This window comes from Streptomyces sp. NPDC023723, assembly GCF_040639815.1.
Taxonomy (GTDB): Bacteria; Actinomycetota; Actinomycetes; order Streptomycetales; family Streptomycetaceae; genus Streptomyces.
Map to the genome: position 1 here is coordinate 45,972 of NZ_JBFAAP010000050.1, position 6,152 is coordinate 52,123.

Annotated in this window: 5 protein-coding genes; 3 read left to right on the top strand and 2 right to left on the bottom strand. The window is 73.8% G+C overall.

Annotated features, from left to right (window positions below):
• Positions 1-128 precede the first annotated feature (128 nt).
• Positions 129-863, bottom strand: coding sequence for an FCD domain-containing protein (locus AB0G32_RS32870; protein ID WP_361171789.1), 735 nt, complete (start codon positions 861-863; stop codon positions 129-131).
• 83 nt (positions 864-946) lie between these two features.
• Between AB0G32_RS32870 and AB0G32_RS32875 the strand changes: the two genes are divergently transcribed.
• From AB0G32_RS32875 to AB0G32_RS32885, 3 genes are read left to right on the top strand one after another with little or no spacing between them, the layout of a single operon-like run.
• The gene (locus AB0G32_RS32875) at positions 947-2,308 is read left to right on the top strand and encodes a glutamine synthetase family protein (protein ID WP_361171792.1); all 1,362 of its coding nucleotides are present in this window, start codon (positions 947-949) and stop codon (positions 2,306-2,308) included.
• 8 nt (positions 2,309-2,316) lie between these two features.
• Positions 2,317-3,690, top strand: a complete 1,374-nt coding sequence (locus tag AB0G32_RS32880) for an aldehyde dehydrogenase family protein (protein ID WP_361171795.1) — start codon at positions 2,317-2,319, stop codon at positions 3,688-3,690.
• On the top strand, positions 3,687-4,469 hold the full coding sequence (locus AB0G32_RS32885; protein ID WP_361171798.1) for a 3-oxoacyl-ACP reductase: 783 nt from the start codon (positions 3,687-3,689) through the stop codon (positions 4,467-4,469). Before AB0G32_RS32880 ends, AB0G32_RS32885 begins: the two co-directional genes overlap by 4 nt.
• Before the next feature lies 1 nt (position 4,470).
• On the opposite strand, the gene AB0G32_RS32890 is transcribed toward AB0G32_RS32885, so the two are convergent.
• Positions 4,471-5,673, bottom strand: a complete 1,203-nt coding sequence (locus AB0G32_RS32890) for an amino acid deaminase/aldolase (RefSeq protein ID WP_361171801.1) — start codon at positions 5,671-5,673, stop codon at positions 4,471-4,473.
• Positions 5,674-6,152: the final 479 nt, after the last annotated feature.

Below are 6,152 nucleotides of genomic sequence, written 5' to 3' on the forward strand. Positions count from 1 at the left end.
CGTAAAGATCGTCAAAGGACTCGTGCAAGGACCCGCGTACTCGTGTACTCGTGTGAAGGACGTGAAGGACGGACTCTGTCCAAAGGACTCGTGTCGAGCCTTTGAACGCGGTGCTCGCGGGACGGACCTCACGTCAAGAACCCCCGCAGCAGCGCCGCCGTGCCCGCGCAGTGCTCCCGCATCACCGCCCGCGCCCCGGCCGGGTCGCCGTCGAGCACCGCGGTCACCAGCGCGGTGTGCTGGCGCTGCGAGTGCTCCAGGTTGCGCACCAGCAGCGGGATGCAGTCCAGCAGCCCGTTCACACTCGCCCGCACCGCCGCGTACTGCGCGCTCAGCGACGGCGAACCGGACAGCTCGGCCACGGTGAGGTGCAGCAGCGTGTCCACCCGGCGGTACTCCGTCAGCGGCGCGTCGCGCGTGCGGGCCAGCGCCGCCCGCAGCCGCGCCGCCCGCTCCCCGGCCACCCCGTGCGCCGCGCACAGCCCGGCCGCGCCCACCTCCAGCACCTCCCGGAACCGCAGGACGTCCTCCAGGTCGACCTCGGCGACCCGGCGCCGCAGCTCGTCCGCGCCGCCGGTGGCCGCGCGGGGCAGCACGAACGTGCCGCCGTACCGCCCGCGCCGGGCCGTCACCAGCCCCTCGTCCTGAAGCACCCGCAGCACCTCGCGCAGCGTCACCCGGCTGATCCCCAGCCGCTCCGCCAGCTCCCGCTCGGCCGGCAGCCGCTCACCGGCCGGCACCAGCCCGAGCCGGACCACCTGGAGGATCTGCTCCAGCGCCTCCTCGAAGCCGTTGCCCGCGCGCACCGGCCGGAGCACCGCCGCCAGCCGGTCCGCCCCCGCGCCCCCGGTCGTTCCCGGCATGCGGCCGTGCCCCCTTCCCAACCAATGGTCGTGGGCAATACCTTATGGCTCCCGGCCCGACAAGGAAGCCCGAGGAGTCCTCCGTGGCAGACCGCACACCCCCGCTCGGTGTCGAGGAACTGCACGCCCTCGTCGCGGGCGGCGAGATCGACACCGTCGTGCTGGCCTTCCCGGACATGCAGGGGCGGCTCCAGGGCAAGCGGTTCGCCGCCCGGTTCTTCCTCGACGAGGTACTGCACCACGGCACCGAGGGCTGCAACTACCTCCTCGCCGTCGACGCCGAGATGAACACCGTCGACGGCTACGCCATGTCCTCCTGGGACCGCGGCTACGGCGACTTCGCCATGCGCCCGGACCTGACCACCCTGCGCCGCGTCCCCTGGCACCCCGGCACCGCGTTCGTGCACGCCGACCTCGCCTGGGCGGACGGCTCCCCGGTCCGCGCCGCGCCCCGCCAGATCCTGCGCCGCCAGCTCGACCGCCTCGCGGAACACGGCCTGACCGCCCAGGTCGGCACCGAGCTGGAGTTCATCGTCTTCAAGGACACCTACGAGCAGGCGTGGGACGCGAACTACCGCGGCCTCACCCCGGTCAACCAGTACAACGTCGACTACTCCGTCCTCGGCACCGGCCGCGTCGAGCCCCTGCTGCGCCGCATCCGCAACGAGATGGCCGGCGCCGGCCTGACCGTCGAGTCCGCCAAGGGCGAGTGCAACCCGGGCCAGCACGAGATCGCCTTCCGCTACGACGAGGCCCTGGTCACCTGCGACCAGCACGCCCTGTACAAGACCGGCGCCAAGGAGATCGCCGCGCAGGAGGGCGTCTCGCTGACCTTCATGGCCAAGTACGACCAGCGCGAGGGCAACTCCTGTCACATCCACCTCTCGCTCACCGACGCGGACGGCGCCGCCGCGATGCCCGGCCCCGACGGCGGCATGTCCCCGCTCATGCGGCACTTCCTCGCCGGACAACTCGCCGTCCTGCGCGACTTCGCCCTCCTCTACGCCCCGCACATCAACTCCTACAAGCGGTTCCAGCCCGGCTCCTTCGCCCCGACCGCCGTCGCCTGGGGGCACGACAACCGCACCTGCGCGCTGCGCGTGGTCGGCCACGGCCGCTCCCTGCGCTTCGAGAACCGGCTCCCCGGCGGCGACGTCAACCCCTACCTCGCGGTCGCCGGCATGGTCGCCGCCGGCCTGCACGGTGTGGAACAGCGGCTCGAACTGCCCGAGCCCTGCGCGGGCAACGCCTACACGGCCGGCTACGCCAACGTCCCCACCACCCTGCGCGAGGCCGCCGCGCGCTGGGAGAACAGCCCGCCGGCCCGGGCCGCCTTCGGCGACGAGGTGGTCGACCACTACCGCAACATGGCGCGCGTCGAGCTGGACGCCTTCGACGCCGCCGTCACCGACTGGGAGCTGCGCCGCTCCTTCGAACGCATGTGAGGCCCGCCGTGACCGACGAGTTGCAGGTACTCAACCCCGCCACCGAGGAACTGGTCGCGACCGTCCCGGCCACCACCCCCGCCGACGTCGACGCGGCCGTCGCCCGGGCCGCCCGCGCCCAGACCGCCTGGGCGGCGCTGGCCCCCGGCGACCGCGCCCGGCTGCTGCGCCGGTTCGCCGGCGCCGTCGACGAGCACCTGGAGGAACTGGCCCGCCTGGAGGTCCGCGAGGCCGGACACACTCTTGGCAACGCCCGCTGGGAGGCCGGCAACGTCCGTGACCTGCTCGACTACGCGGCAGGCGGAGTGGAGCGGCTGACCGGGCGGCAGATCCCGGTGCCGGGCGGCCTCGACGTCACCATCCTCGAACCACTGGGCGTGGTCGGCGTCATCGCCCCCTGGAACTTCCCGATGCCGATCGCCGCCTGGGGCACCGCTCCCGCGCTCGCGGCCGGCAACGCCGTCCTCCTCAAGCCAGCCGAGACCACCCCGCTGACCGCCCTGCGGCTGGCCGAACTCGCCCTGGCGGCCGGTCTCCCGGAGCACCTCTTCCAGGTCCTGCCCGGCCACGGCCCGATCACCGGCCACGCGCTGGTCGAGCACCCGGACGTGGCGAAGATCGTCTTCACCGGTTCCACGGCGGTCGGCAAGGCGGTCCTGGCCCGCAGCGCCGCCCACCTCAAACGCGTCACCCTCGAACTGGGCGGCAAGAGCCCCAACATCGTCTTCGCCGACGCCGACCTCGAGGCCGCCGCGGCCGCCGCCCCCATGTCCTTCCTGGACAACGCCGGCCAGGACTGCTGCGCCCGCACCCGCATCCTCGTCCAGCGCCGGGTGTACGACCGCTTCCTGGACCTGCTCGCCCCCGCCGTCGAGTCGGTCGTCGTCGGCGACCCGGCCGACGAGCGCACCGAGATGGGCCCGCTGATCTCCGCCGCCCAGCGCGACCGGGTCCGCTCCTACGTCCCCGAGGGCGCCGCCGGCATCCGCGGCAAGGCCCCGGCCGGCCCCGGCTTCTGGTACCCGCCGACCGTCCTCACCGGCGTCGACCCGCACGCCCGGGTGGCCGTCGAGGAGGTCTTCGGACCGGTCGCCGTCGTGCTGCCCTTCGCGGACGAGACCGAGGCCGTGACCCTCGCCAACGACATCGACCACGGCCTGTCCGGCTCCATCTGGACCCGGGACGTGGGCCGCGCCCTGCGCGTCTCGGCCGCAGTCCGGGCCGGGAACCTGTCCGTCAACTCGCACTCCAGCGTCCGCTACTGGACCCCGTTCGGCGGCTTCAAACAGTCCGGCATCGGCCGCGAACTCGGCCCGGACGCGCTGACCGCCTTCACCGAGACCAAGAACGTCTTCCTCAGCACGGAGGGTTCCCCCAAGTGACCGACACCCCTGTCTGCCGCCGCCTGGTCGGCCGTACCGCCGTCGTCACCGGAGCCGGCAGCGGCATCGGACTGGCCACCGCCCGCCGGCTCGCCGCCGAGGGCGCGCACGTGGTCTGCGCCGACGTCGACGAGGAGCGCGGCAAGGCGGCGGCCGAGGCGACCGGCGGCCTCTTCGCGCGGACCGACGTCACCGATCCCGAGCAGGTCGAGGCGCTGTTCCAGACGGCGTACGACACCTACGGCAGCGTCGACGTCGCCTTCAACAACGCCGGTATCTCGCCGCCCGACGACGACTCGATCCTGGAGACCGGGCTTCAGGCCTGGAGGCGCGTCCAGGAGGTCAATCTCACCTCCGTCTACCTGTGCTGCAAGGCGGCGATCCCCTACATGCGGCGCCAGGGCAAGGGCTCCATCATCAACACGGCGTCCTTCGTGGCCCGGATGGGCGCGGCCACCTCGCAGATCTCCTACACCGCTTCCAAGGGCGGCGTCCTGGCCATGTCCCGGGAACTGGGCGTGCAGTTCGCCCGGGAGGGCATCCGGGTCAACGCGCTCTGCCCCGGCCCGGTCAACACCCCGCTGCTCCAGGAGCTGTTCGCCAAGGACCCCGAGCGGGCCGCGCGCCGGCTGGTGCACATCCCCGTCGGCCGGTTCGCCGAGGCCGCGGAGATCGCCGCCGCGGTGGCCTTCCTGGCCAGCGACGACTCCTCCTTCGTCAACGCCACCGACTTCCTGGTGGACGGCGGGATCTCGGGCGCGTACGTCACACCCCTGTAGATCACAGGAAGGTGTGCCCCTCGCCCCGGTACGTCGGCACCGTCGCCGTCACCCGGTCCCCCTCGACGAGGTGCAGCGCGTCGAACCGCTCGCACAGCTCCCCGGCCTTGGCGTGCCGGAACCACACCTTGTCGCCGATGAGCAGGTCGTCGGCGGCGGAGCCGAGCAGCGGCGTCTGCACCTCGCCGGGCCCCTCCTGACCGTCGTAGCGCAGCCCCTCGGGCAGATACGGCACCGGCAGCCGGTCGGCGCCGGCCGCGCCGGAGGCCGGGTAACCGCCGCCGAGCACGGTCACCACGCCCACCCCCGGCCGCCGGACCACCGGCTGGGCGAACAGCGCCGCCGGACGGCCCCGGAACGACGTGTAGTTGTCGAACAGCCGCGGCACGTACAGCCCCGACCCGGCGGCTATCTCGGTGACCGCGTCCTCCGCCGCCGTGTGCTGCACACTGCCGGTGCCGCCGCCGTTGACGAACTCCAGATCCGGTACGACGGCCCGCACCGCGCGCACCGCCTCGGCGCGCCGCTCGGCCAGTTCGCGGCGGGCGGCGGCCTGCATCAGCCGCACCGCCCGGGACCGCAGCGGACGCCCGGCGACCGCGTCCCCGACGCCGGCCACATGACCCTCGTACGCCATGATCCCCACCACCCGGAACCCGGGCCGCCGGGCCACCGCCCGGGCCAGGTCGGCGAGCTGGGCGGGGGAGTGCAGCGGGGAGCGCCGGGCACCGACCCGCACCCGCCCGCCGAACAGCTTCAGCGAGGTGTCCAACTCCAGGCAGACCCGTACGACTTCGCGGCCGCCGTCGCGGGCCGCGTCGATCAGGTTCAGCTGCGCGGGGTCGTCGATCAGCACGGTCACCGCGGCGGCCAGTTTTGGATCGGCGGTCAGCTCGGCGTACCCGGCGCGGTCCGCCGACGGGTAGGCGAGCAGTACGTCCTCGAAACCGGAGCGGGCCAGCCACAGCGACTCGGCCAGGGTGAACGACATCAGGCCGGCGAACCCGTCCCGGGCCAGCACGCGTTCGAGCAGCGCGCGGCAGCGGACGGACTTGCTGGCGACCCGGACCGGCTTGCCGCCGGCCCGGCGCACCAGGTCCTCGGCATTGGCGTCGAACGCCGCCAGGTCCACGATCGCGAGCGGGGCGTCGAGCTCGGCGGTGGCCCGGTCGTAACGGGCCCGGTCGGCGGAGCGAGGGGTCATAAAGGCAGCCTGCCAGACCGGATTACCGCAGGGTAGGGGGACGTTCCGGGCCAATGCCGCGAGCGCGTGGACTGGTTCCCCGCGGTACGGGGTCACGCCGTAGAGTGACGCGCACGCACGTCTCAGGCGTTCGGGCACGGGTCCGGCGCCGCCACCGGGAGGGTTCTTCCGGCCGTGCGGGTACATACCCGGGACGGACGCGAGGTGTCCGGGCCGGGCCAGGGCAGCAGGACACGGCCCGCCGACGAGGACGGCACGGGCACGAGGAAACGGGGGGTGCATGAGCACGGAAGCGCGACGTGCCTCCGTTCCCCCGCCACCGTCCCGTCCCCCCATTCCGCCCGCCGCGCCGGCCCAGCGCCGGACGCCGGGACCACAGCCGGGCCCCCTCCCGCCCACCGTCCCGCCGACCAGCACCGGAACCGTGCCGCCCCCTCCCCCCACCCCACCGCAGCCCACCCCGCCGCCGACGCCCGCGG

Bases quoted from the DNA above. Each gene is read 5' to 3' on its own strand.
- AB0G32_RS32870 (WP_361171789.1), bottom strand. From the start codon at position 863: ATGCCGGGAACGACCGGGGGCGCGGGGGCGGACCGGCTGGCGGCGGTG.
- AB0G32_RS32890 (WP_361171801.1), bottom strand. From the start codon at position 5,673: ATGACCCCTCGCTCCGCCGACCGGGCCCGTTACGACCGGGCCACCGCC.